14 protein-coding genes are annotated in these 22,390 nt (G+C 66.1%); 9 read left to right on the top strand and 5 right to left on the bottom strand.

What is annotated here, in order from left to right:
- Positions 1–73: 73 nt before the first annotated feature.
- Positions 74–814: an SDR family oxidoreductase gene (locus FHS98_RS08590; protein WP_167102925.1), complete on the bottom strand. Its 741-nt coding sequence runs from the start codon at positions 812–814 to the stop codon at positions 74–76.
- Positions 815–933: 119 nt separating this feature from the next.
- On the opposite strand from FHS98_RS08590, the gene FHS98_RS08585 reads away from it, so the two are divergent.
- The 4 genes from FHS98_RS08585 (at position 934) to FHS98_RS08570 (ending at position 8,898) form a co-directional block, all read left to right on the top strand.
- The gene (locus FHS98_RS08585) at positions 934–1,830 is read left to right on the top strand and encodes a LysR family transcriptional regulator (protein ID WP_167102923.1); all 897 of its coding nucleotides are present in this window, start codon (positions 934–936) and stop codon (positions 1,828–1,830) included.
- Between the two features lie 208 nt (positions 1,831–2,038).
- Positions 2,039–5,029 carry a TonB-dependent receptor gene (locus tag FHS98_RS08580; RefSeq protein WP_167102920.1) on the top strand — a complete coding sequence of 997 codons (2,991 nt, stop codon included), beginning with the start codon at positions 2,039–2,041 and terminating at the stop codon, positions 5,027–5,029.
- A 70-nt stretch (positions 5,030–5,099) separates the two neighbouring features.
- Positions 5,100–6,692, top strand: coding sequence for a GH39 family glycosyl hydrolase (locus tag FHS98_RS08575; protein WP_425057337.1), 1,593 nt, complete (start codon positions 5,100–5,102; stop codon positions 6,690–6,692).
- Between the two features lie 28 nt (positions 6,693–6,720).
- Positions 6,721–8,898, top strand: a complete 2,178-nt coding sequence (locus FHS98_RS08570; protein WP_167102917.1) for a glycoside hydrolase family 3 C-terminal domain-containing protein — start codon at positions 6,721–6,723, stop codon at positions 8,896–8,898.
- Between the two features lie 14 nt (positions 8,899–8,912).
- Here FHS98_RS08570 and FHS98_RS08565 read toward each other — a convergent pair whose 3' ends face one another.
- The gene (locus tag FHS98_RS08565) at positions 8,913–10,064 is read right to left on the bottom strand and encodes an acyltransferase family protein (RefSeq protein WP_167102914.1); all 1,152 of its coding nucleotides are present in this window, start codon (positions 10,062–10,064) and stop codon (positions 8,913–8,915) included.
- A gap of 72 nt (positions 10,065–10,136) precedes the next feature.
- Positions 10,137–11,135 (bottom strand): LacI family DNA-binding transcriptional regulator, encoded by a 999-nt coding sequence (locus FHS98_RS08560; protein WP_341786043.1) that lies wholly within the window; start codon positions 11,133–11,135, stop codon positions 10,137–10,139.
- A 441-nt stretch (positions 11,136–11,576) separates the two neighbouring features.
- Here FHS98_RS08560 and FHS98_RS08555 point away from each other — a divergent pair, with 441 nt between their 5' ends.
- Complete coding sequence (locus tag FHS98_RS08555) at positions 11,577–13,877, top strand: nitric-oxide reductase large subunit (protein ID WP_167102907.1); 2,301 nt, start codon at positions 11,577–11,579, stop codon at positions 13,875–13,877.
- A gap of 81 nt (positions 13,878–13,958) precedes the next feature.
- A complete protein-coding gene (locus FHS98_RS08550) occupies positions 13,959–14,108 on the top strand; it encodes a lmo0937 family membrane protein (RefSeq protein ID WP_167102904.1) in 150 nt (49 codons plus the stop codon).
- A 48-nt stretch (positions 14,109–14,156) separates the two neighbouring features.
- Here the strand turns inward: FHS98_RS08550 and FHS98_RS08545 are convergent, their stop codons facing one another.
- Entirely contained in the window at positions 14,157–17,018 is a 2,862-nt protein-coding gene (locus FHS98_RS08545) for a TonB-dependent receptor (protein ID WP_167102901.1), read from the bottom strand.
- A 227-nt stretch (positions 17,019–17,245) separates the two neighbouring features.
- On the opposite strand from FHS98_RS08545, the gene agaR reads away from it, so the two are divergent.
- Positions 17,246–18,019: a transcriptional repressor AgaR gene (gene agaR / locus FHS98_RS08540; RefSeq protein ID WP_208402118.1), complete on the top strand. Its 774-nt coding sequence runs from the start codon at positions 17,246–17,248 to the stop codon at positions 18,017–18,019.
- Between the two features lie 36 nt (positions 18,020–18,055).
- Here agaR and FHS98_RS08535 read toward each other — a convergent pair whose 3' ends face one another.
- On the bottom strand, positions 18,056–19,159 hold the full coding sequence (locus tag FHS98_RS08535) for an amidohydrolase family protein (protein WP_167102895.1): 1,104 nt from the start codon (positions 19,157–19,159) through the stop codon (positions 18,056–18,058).
- Positions 19,160–19,301: 142 nt separating this feature from the next.
- Between FHS98_RS08535 and FHS98_RS08530 the strand changes: the two genes are divergently transcribed.
- Together FHS98_RS08530 and FHS98_RS08525 are read left to right on the top strand one after the other, a co-directional pair.
- Positions 19,302–21,398, top strand: a complete 2,097-nt coding sequence (locus tag FHS98_RS08530) for a glycoside hydrolase family 36 protein (RefSeq protein ID WP_167102892.1) — start codon at positions 19,302–19,304, stop codon at positions 21,396–21,398.
- Positions 21,395–22,321, top strand: coding sequence for a DMT family transporter (locus tag FHS98_RS08525; protein WP_167102889.1), 927 nt, complete (start codon positions 21,395–21,397; stop codon positions 22,319–22,321). The genes FHS98_RS08530 and FHS98_RS08525 overlap by 4 nt, the downstream gene beginning before the upstream one ends.
- The last annotated feature ends 69 nt before the right edge of the window (positions 22,322–22,390 follow it).

Here is a 22,390-nt window from a genome sequence, read left to right as displayed (position 1 = left end):
AAGACGGGGACGACGGGGCGCACCATTGGGGCGGTGATGAGGATGGCCGCGTTCGACATGAGGAGGGGATCGCTCAGACGATCCCGCCATTGGCGCGCAGCACCTGGCCGTTGATCCAGCCGCCGTCGGGGCCGGCGAGGAAGGCGACGGCGCTCGCGATGTCCTCGGGCTGGCCGAGCCGTTCGAGCGGGGCGGCGTTGGCCAGCGTGTCGATCACCGCCTGCGGCTTGCCGTCGAGGAACAGGGCCGTGGCGGTCGGCCCCGGCGCGATCGCGTTGACCGTGATGGCCCGGCCGCGCAGCTCCTTGGTGAGGATGTGCGTCATCGCCTCGACCCCCGCCTTGGTCGCGGCATAGACCGCGTAGGAGGCCGGACGGAGCCCGACCACGCTCGACGACAGGTTGATGATCCGCCCCCCCTCGCGCAGCCGCCGGGCCGCCTCGCGCAGCGTGTTGAACACGCCCTTGAGGTTGATCGCCACCTGCGTGTCGAACAGCGCGTCGTCGCTGTCCGCGAGGGTCGCGAGCTGCATGATGCCGGCATTGTTGACCAGCACGTCGACGCCGCCGAACGCGGCCTGCGTCGCATCGAACAGGCGCGCGACGGCGACGGGGTCGCTGACATCGGCCTGGGCGGAGATGGCCTTGCCGCCGGCCGCCTCGATCCGGGCGACGAGCGCCTCCGCCTCGGCGGCATTGCCGGCATAGTTGACCACCGCGGTGAAGCCGTCCGCCGCCAGCCGCTCCGCGATCGCCGCGCCGATGCCCCGCGAGGCGCCGGTGACGATCGCAACCCTGTCCTTGCCCATGTCCATGCCCGTTCTCCTGGTTCGCATCGGCCCCGTGCCGATCGGACAAGGAGCAGATGCCCCCTGGAGGCGGAAAGATAATCCCGTTAGAAACGGCTTAACTATTCGTAGATATGGAATAATGCATGGACCGTCTGGACGCGATGCGGCTGTTCACGCGCGTGGTGGACCGGCGCAGCTTCACCCAGGCCGCGCATGATCTCGACATCCCGCGCTCGACCGCGACGCAGGTGATCCGGCAACTTGAGGAGCGGCTCGGCGTCCGGCTCCTCCAGCGCACCACGCGCACGGTCAGGCCCACGCTCGACGGCGAGGCTTATTACCGGCGCTGCATCGCGATCCTCGACGATGTGGAGGATGCGGAGGGCGCCTTCCTCGGCGCCACGCCGAAGGGCATGTTGCGGATCGAGGTGCAGGGCACGATCGCGCGTCATTTCGTCATCCCCGGCCTGCCCGATTTCCTCGATCGGCATCCGGGCATCGAGATCGCGATGAGCGAGAGCGACCGCTGGGTCGACGTGGTGCGCGAGGGCGTCGACTGCGTACTGCGCTACGGCGCGCTGCCCGACAGCGACCTTGTCGCGCGCACGGTGACGACGCTCGGCCGGATCACCTGCGCCGCGCCCGCCTATCTCGAACGCCATGGCACACCGGAAACGCCGACGGATCTCGCCCGCCACCGCGCCGTCGGCATCCGCTCGATCACCACCGGCGCGCTGACACCGTTCGGATTCGAGCAGGCGGGCGGCACGACGCGGATCGGCGTCCCCGCCCCTTTCTCGGTGACCGGCACGGAGAGTTTCCGCGACGGCGTTCTGCTCGGGCTCGGGCTTGCCCAGATGCCGCTGTTCCACATCGAACGCGATCTGGCCGAAGGGCGGCTGGTGCGTGTTCTCGCGGCCTATCCGGTTCCGTCCGCGCCCGTCTCGCTGCTCTATCCGCGCAACCGGCAGCTCTCTCCGCGCGTGCGGCTGTTCATCGATTGGGTTGCACGTCGGTTTGCCGATCATCGCGCTTTTTGAACGGCACGGCGATATTTTTCGGAGTCGATGGCCATAGCGACGAGCCATCATGACTGACAAATCCTTCAATTAAGCTGATAAATCCGCCTTATTGCCACTCTCGCTCAAAACCCTTGACAGCGAAGGGGCTGATAGCGCTATCAATATCCCTAATAAGGCCCAGCAAATGTGGCTTTTAAGAATAAAAACACAGAGGAGGGGAGAACCAATGAATACTCATAGTTTTGCGCGCGCCCTTTGGACGCGATCGCCGCGGAGCCTGCTGCGTGCGGGCGCCTCCATCGCCGTCGTGGCCGCCTGCGTTCCCGGCATCGCTTTCGCGCAATCCACTGACAGCGCTGCCAAGACGGCGCAGGGCGGCGATCAGCCCGCGCAGAGCGAGATCGTCGTCACCGGCCAGCGCGCCTCGATCGACTCCGCCCTCGGCATCAAGCGCCATGCGGACCAGATCGTCGACTCGATCAATTCGGACGATATCGGCAAGCTGCCCGACCGCAGCGTGACCGAGACGCTCCAGCGCATCACCGGCGTCACCATCGATCACTTCATCTCGCGCGCGGACCCGGATCACTTCTCGGTCGAGGGCTCGGGCGTGAACGTGCGCGGCCTCACCTTCGTCCGCTCCGAGCTGAACGGGCGCGACGCGTTCAGCGCCAATGGCGGCCGCACGCTGAGCTTCGAGGATGTGCCGCCCGAACTGCTCGCCGGCGTCGACGTCTACAAGAACCCCTCGGCCGATCTGATCGAAGGCGGCATCGGCGGCCTCGTCAACCTGCGCACGCGTATGCCCTTCGACAGCAAGGGCGAGGTGTTCAGCGTCTCCGCCTCGGGCACGCTGGGCGATCTGCGCAACCAGCTCGAGCCGTCCTTCTCGGGGCTCTATTCGAACCGCTGGCAGACCCCGATCGGCGAGATCGGCGTGCTGGCCGACGTCGCTTACTCGCGCAGCGCGACGCGCACCGACGGCATCCAGGTCGAGCCCTATTATCCGCGTCAGGATCTCGTGGCCGGCAAGACGGTCTACATCCCCAAGGGTATCGACTGGCGCCAGCTCGACTTCACCCGCCAGCGCTTCGGCGCCTATGGCGCGGTGCAGTGGAAGCCGGCCGACAATCTCGACGTGTCCGCCACCTTCTTCCAGTCGCGCTACAAGTTCCACTGGAACGAGCACGCGATCTTCGCACAGACCAATCCGTACAACATCGTGCCGGCCGCCGGCACGCAGTTCCAGTTCGACGACAACGGCGTCTTCCAGAAGGGCGACGAGACCGATCCGAGCCCGGCGGACGGCGGGATGCCGTTCAACGACGACGTGCGCAGCGCCGATCAGCGCTCCAACACCACCGACATCTCGGGCAACATCAAATGGCGCCCGACCGAGCGCCTGACGCTGCGTTTCGACATGCAGCATGTCCACGCCACCAACAACGGCCTCGATTCCACGGTCGCGACCGGCGTCAACCTGCCCGGCCAGACGGTGGACCTGACGCACGGCGTGCCCAGCGTCACGGTCGACCAGAATTATCTGAACACCGCGTCCAACTATTATTGGGCGTTCACGATGGACGAGCGCACCAAGAACGTCGCTAACGAATGGGCCTGGCGCGCCGACGCCGATTACGATCTGGATACCGGCGGCATCCTGAAGAGCTTCCACTTCGGAGGCCGCGTCACGCGGACCAACGCCGAAAACCAGCAGGCGCCTTATAACTGGCAGGCAGTCAGCCAGACCTGGATGGTGGGCTCAACCATCCCGCACCTCGCCTATCTGTCCCAATTCCCGCTCGCGAGCCAGAACTTCAATTTCGGCAGCAATTTCTATCACGGCGGCGCAAACGTGCCGATGAGCGTGATCTTCCCGTCCGCCTCGCAGGCGAACGGTTATCCGAACACCTATTATGCGCTGCACGCCATCACGACACAGCTCTGCGAGGAGATCAATCCGGCCTCGTCCTGCCCGACCTTCGCGCTTTCCGCGTTCGGCGACGCGCAGCGCAACTTCCAGCGCGAGCGGACCTATGCGGCCTATGGCTCGCTGAAGTTCGACTTCGACAACATCAACCTGCCGCTGAGCGGCAATGTCGGCCTGCGCTGGGTCCATACGACGAACAATGCCAGCGGCTTCGTGGTCGAACCGCCGGCCATCACCGGCGCGCCTCCGGGCGGCCCCGTGTTCGACGGTACGGCGCAGGCGATCAACGCCAAGAACCATTATGACGATTTCCTGCCGAGCCTGAACCTGCTCTACAAGATCACGCCCAACCTCCAGGCCCGCTTCGCCGCGGCCCGCGCGATGACCCGGCCTGATTTCAACACCTTGCAGGCCTATACGCCGCTGTCGGCCGCCTATGACCAGACGACCGGCACCTATACCTTCAACTCGACGGCATCGGGCAATCCCAACCTCAAGCCCACCCGCTCGACCCAGCTCGACGGCGCGCTGGAATGGTATTTCGGCAAGGCCAGCTCGCTGACGGGCACGGTGTTCTACAAGCATCTGACGAACATCATCCGCAACGTCACCACGCCGTACGAATTCGCGGGCGTGACCTACAACCTCACCGCGCCGCAGAATGTCGGCACGGCGAACATCAAGGGCCTTGAGCTCGGCTACAATCAGGCCTTCACCTTCCTGCCCGGCTGGCTGAGCGGGTTCGGCATCACGTCGAACTTCACCTATGTCGACAGCAGCACCAAGGTGAACCTGTCGAGCCTCCAGTCGAACAGCGCGGCCTTCGTGTCGGCCAACGGCGTGGACACCAACGGCGCGATCTTCGGCAGGCTGCCGCTCGAAGGCCTGTCGAAATACAGCTACAACCTGGCCGGCTATTACGAGAAGGGCATCGTCTCGGTCCGCCTCGCCTACAACTGGCGCAGCCGCTACCTGCTCTCGACCAACGTCAACGGCACGCAGGGCTCGGACGGTTCGCCGATCACCCCGGACGGCGTGCAGTGCGACACCGCCGCGAACGCGCATTGCGTGGTCTGGGGCCTGCCGGTCTACAACGCCTCCTACGGCCAGCTCGACGGCTCGATCTTCTTCAAGTTCCTGAACGACAAGATCTCGATGGGCGTCGAGGCGCAGAACCTCACCAACGCCACCAACCGCGTGCTGATGAAGCAGTCGATCGGCCTGATGGGCCGTGCGTGGTTCGTCTCCGACCGCCGCTACACGGCGACGATGCGCCTCACCTTCTGAGGCTGACTTGCGGCGGCGGCCATCCCGTTCGAGGGTGCCGCCGCCATTCCATCATCGAGCGGGAGGACATATGCGGGATCAGCGCGGCCGGCGGCCATTCCATCGGGTCTGGCGGATGGCGCTCGCCGCCTCCGCATGGCTCCCCCTCGCCCCCGCGATCGCCGCCCCCGCCGACCGGGCGATCGACATCGACGTCTCCCGCGCGCAAAAGCCGGTCGATCGCTTCTTCGACATCTCGGTCGGCTCGGACTATCCGGGCACGCTGATCCGGCCGGATTCGCAGGCCCAGCTCAAGACGGCGGTGGACGAGCTCGGCTTCCGCACTCTCCGTTTCCACGCGATCTTCCATGACGTGCTCGGCACGGTGCGCGTCGAGAATGGCCGCACCAGCTACGACTGGACCAAGATCGACGAACTTTACGACGATCTGCTCTCCAAGGGCATCCGCCCCTTCGTCGAGCTGGGCTTCACGCCGCAGGCGCTCGCCACCTCGTCCAACAGCATCTTCTACTGGAAGGGCAACACCTCCCACCCGAAGCCCGAGGCGTGGCGGGCGCTGGTCGACGCGTTCGTCCGCCACGAGCAGCAGCGCTACGGCGTGGCCGAGGTGCGCCGCTGGTATTTCGAGGTGTGGAACGAGCCCAATCTCAGCGGATTCTGGGAAGGCGCCGACCAGAAGGCCTATTTCGACCTGTATGACCTGACCGCGCGCACCATCAAGGCGATCGACCCGGATATCCAGGTCGGCGGCCCGGCAACGGCCGGCGCGGCGTGGGTGCCGGAGTTCCTCGCTCATGTCGCGAAATCGGGCGCGCCGATCGATTTCGTCACCACCCACAGCTATGGCGTCGACGGCGGTTTCCTCGACGAGAAGGGCGAGAGCGACACCAAGCTCTCCGCCGATCCGCAAGCCGTCATTGCCGACGTCCGCAAGGTGCGCCAGCAGATCGCGGCATCCACCTTCCCCACCCTGCCGCTCTATTTCACCGAATGGAGCACCAGCTACACGCCGCGCGACCCCGTCCACGACAGCTATGTGAGCGCGCCCTATATCCTCTCGCGCCTGAAGGCGGTCGAGGGGCTTGTGCAGGGCATGAGCTACTGGACCTATAGCGATCTGTTCGAGGAGCCGGGTCCGCCGCCCACTCCCTTCCATGGCGGCTTCGGCCTCCTCAACCGCGAGGGCATCCGCAAGCCCGCCTTCTTCGCCTACAAATATCTGAACGCCATCAAGGGGCGCTCCATTCCCGTCGCCGACGCGCAGGTGATGGCCGCGACCGACGGCACGCGCACCACGGCGCTGGTGTGGGACTGGCAGCAGCCGAAGCAGCCAGTGAGCAACCGGCCCTTCTATACGCATCTCGTGCCGAACACGGCATCGGCGACGGCGAAGCTCGCCTTCGAGCATCTGGCGCCCGGCCGCTACCGGCTGCGCGCGTACCGGACCGGCTATCGCCATAACGACGCCTATTCGGCCTATATCGACATGGGGATGCCCAAGAGCCTCGACCCGAAACAGCTCGGGCAGTTGCAGGGCCTGACCCGCGACGCCCCGGAGGTCGACCGCACCGTACAGGTCGGCGCGGACGGGCGCACCGGCATCGATCTGCCCATGCGCAGCAACGACGTGGTGCTCGTCTCGATCGACCGGACCGGGCAATGAGCCGCGACAGGAAGGACGCAGGGTGACGATGAAGAGGACCGCACGGCATATCGGAATCGGGTTTGCCGCGATGCTGCTCGCCGGCGCGGCGACGGCCCAGCCCCAGCCGGCCTTCCGCAATCCCGATCTTCCCGCCGAGCAGCGCATCACCGATCTCCTCTCGCGCATGACGGTGGACGAGAAGATCGACGCGCTCAGCACCAACTCCGGCGTGCCGCGCCTCGGCGTTCCCAATTTCGGCTCGTCCGAGGGCATTCACGGCGTCGTCCAGCGCGGGTCCGACAAGCGGCATCTCGCGCCGATCCCCACGACGCAATTCCCTCAGCCGCCGGGCATGGGCGCGAGCTGGGATCCCGATCTCGTCCGTCAGGCGGGCGGCGTCGAGGGGCATGAGGCGCGCTACATCACGCAGACCGCGCGCTACGGGCGCCAGATCCTGATGCTGTGGGGGCCGCAGGCCGATCTAGCGCGCGATCCGCGCTGGGGCCGCACGGAGGAGGTCTATGGCGAAGACCCCTTCCTCAACGGCACGATGGCCACCGCCTTCGCGCGCGGCCTCGAAGGCGACGATCCGAAATATTGGCAGGCGGCGCCGCTGCTGAAGCATTTCCTCGCCAACTCGAACGAGAACCAGCGCACCTCGACCAGCTCAAACTTCGACGACCGGCTCTTCTGGGAATATTATTCCCTGCCCTTCCGCATGGCCTTTCAGGATGCCGGCGCGAGCGGGGTGATGGCCTCCTACAACGCCTGGAACGGCACGCCGATGGCGATCAATCCAGTGCTGCGCGATGTCGTCATCAACCTTTGGGGGGTGAACGTCGTCTCCAGCGACGGCGGCGCGGTGAAGCTGCTGGTCACGGCGCACAAGCGCTTCGCGACGCAGAAGGACGCGGTGGTCGCGACGCTCAAGGCCGGGATCAACCAGTATCTCGACACCTACAAGGACGAGATGCGCGCGGCGGTCAGCGAAGGCACGGTCAAGGAGGCGGAGCTTGACGAGGCGCTCCGTCGCAAGTTCCGCATCACGCTGAAGCTCGGCCTGCTCGATCCGCCGGAGCGCGTCCCCTATTCCGCCGTGCATGACGGCCCCGCCCCCTGGGATGGCGCGGCGGATCAGGCGGTCTCCCGCAAGATGGCGCTGGAATCGATCGTCCTGCTCAAGAATGCCGGCCACGCCCTGCCGCTCCGCAAGGACCGGCTGAAGTCGATCGCCGTCATCGGCCCGCTGGCCGACAGCGTCCATTGGGACTGGTATGGCGGCCACCCGCCCCACGCGACGACGCCGCTCGAAGGCATCCGCGACGCCGTTGGCCCGTCTGTGAAGGTCAACTATGCGGCCGACGACGCGAAGGGCGCTGCCGTCGCCGCGGCCAGGGCATCGGATGTCGCCGTGGTCGTCGTCGGCAATGACCCCACCTGCGGCCCCAACATGGCCAATGAATGGGACGATTCCGGCACCCGGCCCTGCGCCGATCCCGGCGACGGGCGCGAGGGGCGCGATCGCGTCACGCTCACGCTGGCGCAGGAGGAACTGGTCAAGAAGGTGAAGGCGGCCAATCCGCATACCGTCATGATCCTCGTGTCCAGCTTCCCCTACACGATCAACTGGTCACAGCGGAACGTGCCGGCGATCCTCAACATGGCCCACGCCTCCGAGGACGAGGGCTGGGCGCTCGCGCAGGTGCTGTTCGGGGCCTACAACCCCGGCGGGCACACCATCGTCACCTGGCCCGCGTCGATGGCCGATCTGCCGCCGATGATGGATTATGACATCCGCCACGGGCGGACCTACATGTATGCGAAGCAGAAGCCGCTTTACCCCTTCGGCTGGGGCCTCAGCTACACGCGCTTCCGTTTCGCCCGTCTTCGGACGGACCGCTCCACCCTCGCCCGCGACGGCCGGATCGACGTCGCCATCGACGTGACGAACACGGGGCGGGTTGCGGGGGACGCCGTGCCGCAGATCTATGTCCGCTATCCGAACTCGCGGGTCGCCCGGCCGGCGCTCCAACTGGCCGGGTTCAGCCGCGTCCATCTCGAGCCGGGCGAGACGAGGACCGTCCATGTCCCGCTCAAGGCCACGCAGCTCGCGTATTGGGATCAGGGGCGCAAAGCCCTCGTCGTCGAACCCGGCACCGTCCAGCTCATGGCGGGCAGCTCGTCCGCCGATATCGGCCTGCGGCAGGATATCGAGGTGCGCTGACCGCCTTCGCTCCCTCAGCCGCGCCTCAGCGAGGCGCGCAGGCGGGCGCGGACGGGCTCGTCCCAGACGATGAGGGCTCCCCGGGCGACCAGCAGCAGGAACGGCACCAGCGCCGCACCGATCGCCAGCATCCGCTGCGGCGAAGGGTGCGCGTTGGCGACATAGTTCATCCAGACGTACAGGAAGGGGAAGTGCGTGATGTAGATCGGATAGGATATCCGCCCGCTCGCCTTGCACAGCCCCATCAGGCCCCGGCCCGCATCGGAATGCGCGCCGGCGACGATGATCGCGGGAAACAGCAGGATGACGCACAGCGCTTCATAGGCGCCGTTGAGCTTGAAGCCGCCGATCTCGGGCAGCGTGGGGAAGATCACGATCGCGATGAGGATCAGGGTGAGCGGCAGATAGCCCAGCGACATACGGGGCAGCCTGTCGCGCACGCGATAGAGCCATAGCCCCGTCAGGAAGGGAAAGCTGAGGCGGACGGGCGCCATCCACAGATGATCCCAGCCCGAACCGCAATCGAACGTGCCGAAGTGGACGGCGCACACCGCCAGCACGACCGCGCTGAGCACCGCGAGGAGCCCGAGAATGCGCGTCGGCAGACGGCGAAGCACGAGGGCATAGGCGATGTTGCCGAGATATTCCTGAAACAGCGACCAGCACGGCCCGTTCAGCGGATGCGTGTCGGTCCACCGATTGGGCAGCGACGGGGACGGCAACGCCAGCAGCCCCATGGCAAGCGCGATCAGCAGGGCGCTCCACGACACCGCCTGCGCCGCGCCCGCATAGGGATCGAGGAGATAGCTGGCGAAACCCAACAGCGTCCCGACGATCACCATCGGATGCAGCCGGATCAGGCGCAGCGCGAAGAAGCGGCCCACCGTCATCCGGGGCCAGCGGTCGTCATAGGCATAGCCGATCACGAAGCCCGAAAGCGCGAAGAAGAAGTCGACCGCGAGCGGCGCGTGATGGAAGAAGACCTTAGCGCCATCCCAGTTCACCGTGATGCCCTGGATGTGGAACAGCACGACCAGCATGGCGGCGACGCCGCGCAATCCGTCAAGCACCTCGAAATGCGGCTTGCCCGTGGCCGTCCGGTCGGGCGCGATGTCGCCTCCGCCCGATGTCGTCTCCCATATGGTCCGTTCCGCCACATCCGTCACAGCGTTGCCCTCTCCCGCGATATCGGTGCCTCTTGTGGTAGATTTATCGATAAACCTCAAGCGCTGGCGTACTCAGCCCGACGCCCGCTCCACCAGCGTGAAGGGCAGCACGACGTCGCGCGCCTCGCCATAGCCATCCGGGTCGCGCACGGCCTGCGCCAGCAGCTCGATCGCCTCCGATGCCATGGCGCGGATGGGTTGGCGGACGGTCGTCAGCGCCGGCCACACCCGCGTCGCCACCAGCGTGTCGTCGAACCCGGTGACGGCAAGATCGGCCGGCAGGTCCAGCCCGCGCCGATGGGCCGCCCAGAGGATGGCGGCGGCCATGTCGTCATTGGCGGCGACGATCGCATCGGGACGGGGGTCGAGATCGAGCAGGCGCTCGGCCGCCCTCAGCCCCGACGCGAAGCTGAAATCGCCTTCGATGCAGAGATCCTCGGCGAAGGGCAGGCCCTGCTCGCGCAGGGCGTCGCGATGCCCTTCCAGACGGGCGAGGCTGTCCGAATGGCTCGCCGGCCCCGCCACCACCGCGATGCGCCGGCGGCCCCCCGCCAGAAGGCGGCGCGTCACGTCCCGCGCGGCGGCGCGATTGTCGATCCGCACGGTCGTGACGGCCGGGAAAGGCAGCGCCGTCGCAATGGCGGCGGCCGGCACGCCGAGGCCGGCCAGCGCCGGGGAATGCCCCAACATCTCTGCGAAGGGCGGGATGAGCAGCAGCGCCTGCGCGCCCGAGCGAATGAGCGCGTGGGCATGGTCCACCACCTCCTCCGCCGAGGCGGCCCGCGCCGAGCGGATCATCAACTGGAGCCCCTTCTCCGCCGCCACCACCGCGACGGCGGCGAGCGTGGCGTTGATGAACATGCTCTCTACGTCGGAATAGATCAGGCCGATGCGCGCCACCACCGAGCCGCCGAGCCTGCGGGCGGCCTGGTTGGGGACGTAGCCCAGCTCCTCGATGGCGGCGAGCACGCGGGCACGGGTCGCCTCGCCCACCTTGCCGGTGCGGTTGAACACGTTGGAGACGGTCATGGTCGAGACGCCGGCCCGCCGGGCGACGGCCTGTATCGTCACGCGCTCATTCTGTTGCCGGGGGCGTCCCATGCCGCTCTCGCGATCCCTTGGTCTGGCCGGTGTCGATGCCCTGTCGCGCCGGCCGGGGCAAGCCTATCTCCTGTTCCTCGCGCGAAGCGGGCCGCGTTGGAGAATGGCAGCCGATCCAGGGGCCGGTTCGTCTGCCGACGGTCGGATTATGACGATTTCCGACAAGAGAGGCCCCAACGCATCAAGAGAAAGCCGATGGGATAGGATAGCCGACCTCCGCCGGCTTCATTCTCGAGGAATAGTGTATGCGCCACCACAGCTTTGACGCATACATTCCATGCGAACGGATCGGATATTGCGCAACCCACAAGAAATGCAGATATTCGGCGCCCCAATACCCATCTTACGCTATCGCCTCCTGTTCTTTTATTTTAGTCTCGGCTTCGCTGCGACAGCCCGCGTGAGGAGCATATGAGCCATATTGTCGATATCCCGGCCGAGGCGGACGTCACCGATCCGCCTCTCTCGCCCTGGTGGGTGCGGGCCGTCCTGATCGTCATGATGATCGGTTTCGCCGGCCTGATCGGCGTGACCATGCTGTCCTATCGCAACGCGCCGCCCACGCCCGCGCAGGTGGTGGACGATCGCGGGCGACTGCTCTTCACGCGCGAGGATATCGGCGCCGGGCAGGCCGTCTTCCTCAAATATGGCCTGATGGACAATGGCTCGGTGTGGGGGCATGGCGCCTATCTCGGCCCGGATTATGGCGCGGCCGCGCTGCATCGCTTCGGGCTCGATACGGCCGACGCGCTGGCCCGGCAGCAATATGGACAGGACTATGCCGCGCTGGACCCCGTCCGGCAGAGCGCGATCCGCGGCGCGACCGCGGAATCGCTCAAGACCAACCGCTTCGATCCGGCCACCGACACGCTGACGCTGACCGCCCCCGAAGCGGCCTCCTATCGCCAGCAAATCCCCTATTGGCGGGCCTATTTCCACGATCCGGCACATAATGGCGGCCTCAAGGCGGATCTCATCACCGATCCGGCCGAACTGCGCCAATTCTCCGCCTTCATCAGTTGGGCGGCGTGGGCGTCGGTCGCGCGGCGGCCAGGGGCGACCTATTCCTACACCAACAATTTCCCCTTCGATCCCCTCGTCGGCAACCTGCCGACCGGCGGTGCGCTGCTGTGGAGCGGGCTCAGCCTCATCATGCTGCTCGGCGGCATCGCCACGGTGCTGCTCGCCTTCGGCCGCTATGAGCATCTCGGCTGGATCAGCAACCGCTCGCACGTCCATCCGCACCTGATCCCCGGCGCCGCCAGCCAGGGCCAGCGCGCGCTGGTCAAGTTCTTCGTCGTCGTGGCGCTGCTTTTCCTCGTGCAGACGCTCGTCGGCGGCGCCACTGCGCATTATCGGGCGGAACCGGGCGATTTCTACGGCTTCCAGCTCGAACGCCTCTTCCCCAGCAACCTGATGCGGACCTGGCACCTCCAGACCGCCATCTTCTGGATCGCCACCGCCTATGTGGCGGCCGCGCTCTTCCTCGGCCGCTCCTTGCGCGACGCCGAGCCCAAGGGCTTCACGCTCGCCATCAACCTGATCTTCGGCGCCTTCGCGGTGGTGATCGGCGCCAGCCTGCTCGGCGAGTGGGCGGGCATGACGGGGCTGCTCGGCCGCTGGTGGTTCCTGTTCGGCAATCAGGGCTGGGAATTCCTGGAGATCGGCCGCTTCTGGCAATATCTGCTGGTGGCGGGCCTGTTCGCCTGGTTCGCGCTCCTCGTCCACACGGTGCGGCCGAAGTCGGTTCCCGACGCCAACGCCCGCCCGCTGGCGCGCCTGTTCCTCCTCGCCGCGCTCGCCATTCCCGTGTTCTACGTCCCCGCGCTCTTCTATGGCGCCAAGACCAACTACACGGTGGTCGACACCTGGCGCTTCTGGATCATCCATCTGTGGGTCGAGGGGTTCTTCGAATTCTTCGCGACCACCACCGTGGCCCTGCTCTTCTACCAGCTCGGGCTGACCGCGCGGAACACGGCGCTGCGCGTGATCTATCTGGACGCCATCCTCTATTTCCTCGGCGGCCTGATGGGCACCGGCCACCACTGGTATTTCACCGGCCAGACCAACGTGAACATGGCGCTCTCCGCGATGTTCTCGGCGCTGGAGGTGGTGCCGCTGACGCTGCTCACCCTCGACGCGTGGGATTTCGTGCGGACCACGCGCCGCGAATGCGACGCTTGCGGCAAGCCGATCGACCTGCCGCACAAATGGACCTTCTACTTCCTGATGGCGACGGGCTTCTGGAACTTCGTGGGCGCGGGCGTCTTCGGCTTCCTCATCAACCTGCCGATCGTCAGCTATTATGAGGTCGGCACCATCCTCACGCCCAACCATGGCCATGCCGCGCTGATGGGCGTGTTCGGGATGCTCGCGATCGCGCTGACCAGCTTCGTGCTGCGCCAGACCAGCGACGAGGAGCGCTGGACGAGGATCGAGCCCTTCATCAAGACGAGCTTCTGGGGCGCCAATATCGGCCTGCTGCTGATGGTGGCGCTGAGCCTCTTCCCCGGCGGGGTCATGCAGGTGTGGGACGTCACCCAGTCCGGCTACTGGCACGCCCGCAGCTTCGATTACACGAGCGGCGCGGAGGCCCGGTTCCTCGAATGGATGCGGATGCCCGGCGACGTGGTGTTCATCCTGTTCGGCGCGCTGCCGCTGGCGATCGCGACGCTCAAGGCCTGGATCGACGGCTTCCGCGCCGCCGGCTGATCGGACGGACCACCCCTTCGCCGCGGAACCCGCGGCGCGGCGAAGGGTTGGCTCCCGCAATCACAGTACGGGAGAGATTCGATGCTTTGGACGATCGCCGTCATCCTCGTCATCCTGTGGCTGCTGGGCTTCACCGCCTTCCATGTCGCGGGCGGCCTGATCCACCTGCTGCTGGTGGTCGCGATCATCGTCGTGATCGTCCAGCTCGTCAGCGGCCGCCGGCGTCTTTGACGGACTGGCCAGCGGGCTGCGCCGCACGGACGCGGCGCAGCCTTCCGGTCACATCCGCGCGCGCACCCCGAAGAAGAAGGAGCGGCCCGAATATTCATAGAAGGCCGGCACGTTGCGATAGGTGTTGAAGCGCTGGATCGCCGAGCCCAGCAGGTTCGATCCGCTGACATAGGCCTGGATATGGCTGTTCAGGTCGTAGCCCAGCGTCGCCGACATCTCGTGATAGGCGTCCTCCTTGATCGGCAGATAATCGATCAGGCCGGCCTGCGCCTGCGTGTAGCGCGAGGCGTAGTTGTAGGAGAGCTGGGCGTGGATGCCGTGGCTCTCGTAGAAGATCTTGGCGTTGGCCGAGAAGGGGATGGCGCCGGGCAGCGCCGTCTTGATCCCGCCGCTGGTCGCGCGGGAATGGTTGTAGGTCAGGTTCGCCTGGAAGCCGAGGCCATTGTCGAGGAAATACTGCCCGCCAACCTCAAGCCCCACCACGTCCGCCTTGTCGCCGTTGCGGACTTCCACGCGCGTGAAGTCGAAGGATTGCTGCTGGTCGGCGGGCTGGTTGGTCGGCGTGATCGTCACGTCTTCCGGCAGCGTCGTCACGAAATCCTTGATGTGCTTGTAGAACACCGCCGCTGACAGCGCGAAGCGGCTGCCCTTGTAGAATTCCAGCGAGGCGTCGAGTTGGTCCGCCTTGGTCGGCTTCAGATTGGGGTTGCCCGAGTCATAGATGATGAACGTGCCCGACTGCGCGTTGGAGGCGTCGCTCGCCGGCGACAACTGCCCGAAGGTCGGCCGTGCGATCGCCTTGGAGGCCGCGAGGCGCAGGCGCAGATTGTCGGTGAAGTCATAGGCGAAATTCACCGCCGGCAACGCCTTGGTGTAGCTGCCGCCGCCCTTCACCGGCACGGACTCGTTGAACTGCACGTCGTAGTCGGCCTGATTTCCCGGCCGCTTGACGATGCTGCTGATCGTGGTCGACCAGCCCTCGGACGAGACGGTCGTGTTGACGATCCGCACGCCGAGGTCACCGCGCCAATGGTCGCCCGAGAGGTTGGCCTGCACATAGCCCGCCCAGGTCCGCTCCGAAATGCGGAAGGAGAGCGGCAGATCGGGCTGGATCACCTGCGTCGCATAGCCGGACGGATAAGGCTCGCCGGTCACGGGGTCGATCACGTCGGGGTTGTTCTCCGCACGCGGGAGGGCCGCCAGATAGCTGTCGATATCGAAGATCGGGAAATTGCGCGGGAAATTGCCCGGCTGCTTCGACAACAGGCCGCTGACCGGGAAGGGCCGCACCACATCCGCGCCGATCTGCCCGAAGGAGAAGGGGTAACCGCAGAAATTGCACTCGGTCTGGAGATTGTCGATCACCGTGTCGACCTTGCGCCGGTTCGTCCACGAACCGCCGAAGGAGAGCGACTTGAGCGGCCCGAGATCCGTCTCCCAGGTGCCGTCGATCTTGGTGCCTTGCGTGCGGTCCTTCAGATTGTCGCCGTTGATGCCGACATAATGGGCGTGGAAATCGTCGTTGGTCGCCTGATCGATCGTGCGGCCGCCGGGAATGGTGATCGACAGATCGGGCAGATGGCCGTCCCGCGTCGCGAAGACACCGCTCGAATCCGGGATGCCCGCCACGACGAAGGCCTGCTTGCCGCCGGAATTGCGCGTCGCCTGCCCCGTATAGCCATCGACCACGAACTTGAGCCGCTCGGTCGGCTGCCAGTCGACATGGCCGCCGATCTGATAGGTGTTGACCGTGCGCGGCTCGTTGGTGGTCAGCACCTCGGCGACCAGATCGTTGAGCGCGAAATTGGTGACGACGCCATTCGCATCGATCTTCACCGAACCGGGCACCCACTTGATCGGCGAGTCCAGATCGTTGCGCGGGCTCAGGAAGTTCGACTGGCGATAATTATGCTCGATATCGGAATAGCGGCTGTAGAGGCCGTCGAGCGTGAAGGTCAGCTTCTCGCTCGGCTTCCACTGATAGGAGCCCGAGATGCCGAGCCGCTTGCGTTTCCCCAGCACCACGCCATTGCTGTAGAAGAGCGGCCAGACATATTGCTTGCCGTCGTTATCGATGACGCCGTTGCCGTTGAAATCGAACTGCTGGCCCTCCTCGGTGTCGCTCGCGGGCGAATATTCGCCGAGATTGTCCGTCCTCAGCTTATATTGCGAGTAGGTGGCCGAGAAGAGCAGGCCCATCGTGTCGTCCGCGAAGGTGTCGCTGACGACGCCGGCGGCGCGGAAGCCCACCTTGCCGGGCAGATCATTATACTGTCCTTCCAGCGAGCCCGATGCCTGAAAGCCGCGATGATCGAAAGGGCGGGCCGAGCGCAGATCGATATTGCCGCCGATGCTGCCTTCGAGCGACGAGGCCTGCACCGCCTTGGTCACCTCCGCTCCCGAGATCATCTCGGAAGGCAGCACGTCGAAGGCGAAGGAGCGGTCGGTGGAGTCGGTCGGCAGGATGCGGCCGTTGAGCGTGGTGATCGCGAAATCCTCGCCGAGGCCACGGATCGTCACCTGACGCCCCTCGCCACGGCCGTCGCGCCCCACGGTCACGCCCGGAATATTGCCGAGCGCCTCGGCCACGTTGCGATTGGGGAATTTGCCGAGTTCCTCCGCCGAGATGGCGTCGACGATGGTGGCCGCGTCACGCTTGGTCTGGATCGAGCGGAGCAGCGACCCGCGCACGCCGCGCACGATGATCTCCTCGGTGCCGAGCGGCGCGTCGGCGGCGATCACGGCCTGCGCAGGGGAGGAGCCGGTCGGCGACTGGGCCGTAATCAGCGGCGACTGGGCCGCCGCCGTGTCGGCCGGTGCGCCGTCTGCCGCGATCGCGGCAGTCGAGATGGCCAGAGCGAGGGAACTGGCGCCCACCCGGAAGCCGGCTTTCCACAAAGTCACGCGCATATCTTACCCCTCTTGTCCCGAATGCTCCGCGATGGCCTGCGTGCGCTCCATCCCACCGCCGGTTCGAGCCGGCGCGAAGTTTCGATGGATTATTATCTGCAACAAATCTGCATTCGTTTTGCATCCAATGTCAAATCGAAAAATAACGAAACTTTGGAGGTGGATTGAAGCCCGCCCTGGCTGCTGATATCTGGAGGCCTCGTTCAAACCTTGGGGGAATGGCGCGTATGGCGCGCGACACCAGCGAAAGGCGGCAGCAGATCAGCGCGCTCGTGCGCGAGCGCGGCAGCGTGCAGGTGGCCCCCCTGTCCGAACGCTTCGGCGTTTCGATGCAAACGATCCGCAAGGATCTGCGCTTCCTCGCGACGCGCGGCGTGATGGAGCGCTCCTATGGCGGCGCGATCAGCGCGGACGCGGTCAACGTCACCGCCGAGCCCGCCGTCGAGGCCAAGCGCTCCAGCCATGCCGACGAAAAGGTGCGGATCGGTCGCCTCGCGGCGGCGATGGTGCGCCCCGGCGAATCGATCGTGCTCGATTCGGGCACCACGACGCTCCAGATCGCGCGCTTCCTGCCCGATGACGAGGATATCACCGTCCTCACCAACGATATCGATATCCTCTCGGTGCTCGCCGCCAAGGAACGACTCAACATCGTGATGCTGGGCGGGATGCTGCGGCGGAAGAATCGCGCCTTCTACGGCGCGCAGACCGTCGCGGCGCTGGAGGATCTGCGCGTCGACAAGCTCTTCCTCGGCGTCGACGGCTTCGACATCGAGTGCGGCATCACCACGCATTACGAGCCCGAGGCGATGCTCAACCGCAAGATGGTCGAGGCCGCGCGCGAGGTGATCGCGGTGACGGACGGCTCCAAGTTCGGGCGCGTCTGCCTGCACCGGATCATCACGATCGAGAATATCCACCATCTCGTGACGGACGGCACGGTGCCGGAGGATATCCGCTCCGCCTCCGACCGGCTGGGCTTCCGCATCCACGGCGCCTGACGGGCGGCCTTCCGGCCGCCCTGCCGCCGGCGCCGGTCACCCCTTCAGGTGAAAGAAGCGCCGGGCGTTGGCGTAATAGATCTTGTCGATCACGTCGCGCGGCAGCGCGAGGCCGGGCGCATCGGCCTTGATCGCGTCGATATGCTGGGAAAGCGGCGTCGCGAGATAGCGCCAGTCCGAGCGCCAGACATCGTCCGCCTCCTTGGTGAAAAGGCCGGTCGCGGGCGGATTCTGCGCACGAGCCGCGGGATCGGGCGGGCTGTCGGTGAGGTCCGTGCCGTACATCAGCCGATCCTGATATTTGACGAAGAAGGCGCGGACCTTGGCGTGATCGGCGTTGGACTGGAACTGCACCTGCGTCATCCGCGCGGCGAGATCGACCACGGCATTGGGATAGCGATCGAGGAAGCGCGCCAGCTCGTCGACGCTCCATTCGAGGCTCGCCATGTGCGCGCCATCGAAGGCGAGATGCGGATGGCGCGCCACGAACCGGTCCCGCGCCGCCATGAGCGCCTCGTAGCTCGGCTCCTCGGGGTGCTTGAACATATAATATTCGGGATGCTCTCTGAAATAGCTCCGATCGTTATCGGTCGTCATCTGATCGAGCGGGAGCCAGCAATTCTTGGGCTCGCCCTGATGCGCGATCAGCGGAATGCCCCGCGACTGGATATGCGCCATGATCGGATCGAAGCGCGGATCGTCGAGGAAGACGCGCTTGCCGGCCGCATCCCTGGCGACCATGCCGATATTCTTCCAGACCTTCACCGCCACTGCGCCATGGCGGAGGCCCTCGTCGACCTCCCGCTCGGCCCGCGCCGTCCAGCCCGGCGCGCCGAAGCCCTTCATCGAGAAGGTGGTCGCGAAATGAAAGCGCCTGGGATCGCGCGCGCGCATCTTGTAGGCGACCGCCGCCTGCGTCGCGAGCGGCGGGAAATCGGGATAATCGACATTGATCGACAGCAGCTCGAACCCATCCCTGCGCGCCAGCGCGAGGAAGGACGGATCGTCGACATTGGCGTGGACATGCGCATCCAGCTTGGGAATCCGCGCGAAATCGGCATCCGCATAGGGGCGCGGCGGCGCGGCGGCGCCCGTCAGCAAGACGGCCGGAACCAAGAGCAGGGTTCGCCATGCACGCATCACCACCTCCAAAAAGAAACGTAACGAAACACATTCTATGTTGCGTTTTGGTTTGCGCAAGCGATAACGTTCGGGCACCATCTCTCCATCAGGGCGCGCCGGCGCGTTTCCGGCAGCGGCCCGATCTTCGGGAGGCTCACCCATGTCGCACCTCATCCTGTCCCGCCGCGGGGTCATCGCCCGGCTGATGAGCGCCGGCGCGGTGGTCGCACTCGCCCCGCCCGCCCTCGCGCGGATCGCGACCGGGGACGCCCCCACGCTGCGCCTGACGGACGGCGTGCTCGCCATCGAGTTCGACAGCGGGCTCCACTCGCGCATCCTCCGGGGCGAGACGGCGCTCACCATGATGGAACCCGCCGATGCGATCCGGCTCGACGATCAGCGCATCGTCGATCGCTTCCTGCTGATCGGACAAGGCAGCGAAGCCATCTCTGGCCCGCACGGTGCCGGCCATGTCCACCATCTGCGCGGCAGCGCGGAGGGGCGGATCGAGAAGCATGTCTCGGTGACCTTCCTCGATCGCTATCCGGGCCTCGCACTCCTCGACATCGCCTATCGCAACACCGGGCCGGACCCGCTCGCGGTCGCCGGATGGCAGGCCGCGACGCACGATCTCCTCCCCCATCCAGATGGCGCATGGAGCTTCTCCGGCGCTTCCTATCCCGATCGTCGCGACTGGGTGCAGCCGGTGACGCCCGGTTTCGGCCAGCGCAACTTCATGGGGATGAATGCGTCGGATTATGGCGGCGGCACGCCGGTCGCCGTCGTGTGGCGGCGCGACGCCGGCCTCGCCGTCGGCCATATCGATATCGTGCCGCGCCTCGTCTCGCTCCCCGTCGCGGGGCAGCCGGGCGGCACCCGCATCGCCATCGCGAGCGACGAGCCGGCGTTGCTCGCACCCGGCGCGACGCTCCAACTGCCGCCGCTCTTCCTGATGGTGCATGAGGGCGATCATTTCCGCCCGCTCGATGCCTATCGCCGGCTCATGGCCGAGCGCGGCCTCGCCGCCCCGGCCATCCCCGAGCCGAGCTACGCACCCGTCTGGTGCGCCTGGGGCTATGGGCGGGAGTTCACCACCGACGAAATCCTCACCGCCATGCCCAAGGCCAGGGAGATCGGCCTGGAATGGGCGGTGCTGGACGATGGCTGGCAGACATCCGAAGGCGACTGGAAGCTCAACCGCCGGAAATTCCCGCGTGGCGATGCGGATATGAAGGCCTTTGCCGACAAGATCAAAGCCGCCGGGATGCGCCCCCGCCTCTGGCTGGCGCCGCTGGCGGCCGATCCGGGCACCGACCTGCTGCGCGACCATCCCGACATGCTGCTGCTGGATCGCACCGGCGCCGCGCAGAATGTGAGCTTCTGGGATGCCTTTACGCTCTGCCCCGCCTACCCGCCGGTGATCGAGTATTTCCGCAGCCAGGTCCGCCGCATTCTGGGCGAGTGGGGCTATGAGGGGCTGAAGCTCGACGGCCAGCATCTGAACGGCGTGGCCCCCTGTTATAACCCGGCCCATAACCACGCGCGGCCGGAAGAATCCTACGAGAAGCTCCAGGATTTCTGGAAGGCGCTTTATCAGGAGGCGATGGCGATCAACCCGCAGGCGGTGATGGAAATCTGCCCGTGCGGAGACTCCTTCGCCTTCCACAACATCCCCGCCATGAATCACACGCCGGCGTCGGACCCGACCTCCTCGTGGCAGATCCGGCTGAAGGGCAAGAGCTTCAAGGCGATGATGGGGCCGTCGGCGCCGTTCGCGGGCGATCATGTCGAGCTGAGCGACCGGCACAATGATTTCGCCTCGCACTACGGCATCGGCGCGATCCCCTCGACCAAATTCACCTGGCCGCACGATCCCACCCACACCACCGATCCGCTGCCGCCGGGCGGCATCGCGCTGACCGCGGAGAAGGAGGCGCTCTGGCGCAAGTGGATCGCACTCTACCGGGCGAATATGCTGCCCAAGGGCGAATATCTGGGCGGTCTCTACGATATCGGCTTCGACAAGCCCGAGGCCCATGCGATCCGCGCCAACCGGCGGATGCATTATGCCTTTTATGCCGACAGTTGGTCCGGCCCGGTGACGCTGCGCGGGCTCCCGCCCGGCCGACACCGGCTGACCGACAGCTTCACCGGCCAGCCGCTCGGCACCGTCAGCGGCCCCGTCGCCACCCTGCCCGCGCATTTCGAGCATTTCCTGCTCGTCGAGGCCGCGCCGCTTCAGGAAAAGACCGCATGAGCGCATCCCCATCTCCCACCGGCCGCATATGGCTGGCGAATGCCCTGACGACCGTGGTGCTATGGGGCATATGGGGCGCCTATTCCGGCCTTTCCCCGCAACGCGGCTTCCCGGAAACGCTGGTCTATTGCGTGTGGGCGCTCACCATGACCCCACCCGCCCTGATCGTGCTCGCGCAAGCCCGCTGGAAGCTCGACCGGAGCCCGCGCGCCCTCGCCCATGGCCTTGCCGTCGGCCTGCTCGGCGCGGGCGGGCAGATGATATTGTTCCACGCCGTGACACGCGGGCCGGCCTATCTGATCTTCCCGGTGATCTCCCTGTCGCCGGTGGTGACGATCGCGCTCTCCTATCTGCTCATGGGCGAGCGGACCGGGCGGCTGGGCGCATTCGGCATCCTGCTCGCGCTGATGGCGCTGCCGACCTTCGATTTCGCACCCGGCGGGGACGTGCATGGCGGGAGCTGGCTGTGGATGGCGCTGATCGTCATGGCCTGCTGGGGTTTGCAGGCCTATTTCATGAAGTCCGCCAACCTCGTCATGTCGGGCGAGAGCATCTTCTTCTACATGATGCTGACGGGCCTCGCGCTGATCCCGGTCGCGTGGGCGATGACGGATTTCAGCCACCCCATCAATCTCGGCGCGGACGGCCCATGGCTGGCGGCCGCGATCCAGGTGCTGAACGCGATCGGCGCGCTGACCTTGGTGTTCGCGTTCCGATACGGAAAGGCGATCATCGTCGCCCCGCTCACAAACGCCGGCGCGCCGCTCGCCACCGCGATCATATCGCTCGTCACGCTGGGGGTCATGCCCGGATCGATCAAGCTCGTCGGCATCGGGCTGGCGCTGGCGGCCTCGCTGATGCTCGCGATCGAGCCCGATACGGCCAACCTTCCCATCGAGGCGGAAGCTGAATCGATTTGCTAGTTTCGTTTTAGCTCGCTTTGTTGCGAACTGCGCTCAATCCCGCTACGGGTGAAGCGAAAGGAGCGCTCG

Origin of the sequence: Sphingomonas oligoaromativorans, assembly GCF_011762195.1 — a bacterium.
In the GTDB taxonomy this organism is placed as follows: Bacteria; Pseudomonadota; Alphaproteobacteria; order Sphingomonadales; family Sphingomonadaceae; genus Solisphingomonas; species Solisphingomonas oligoaromativorans.
This window is presented reverse-complemented; position numbering and strand designations above follow the sequence as displayed.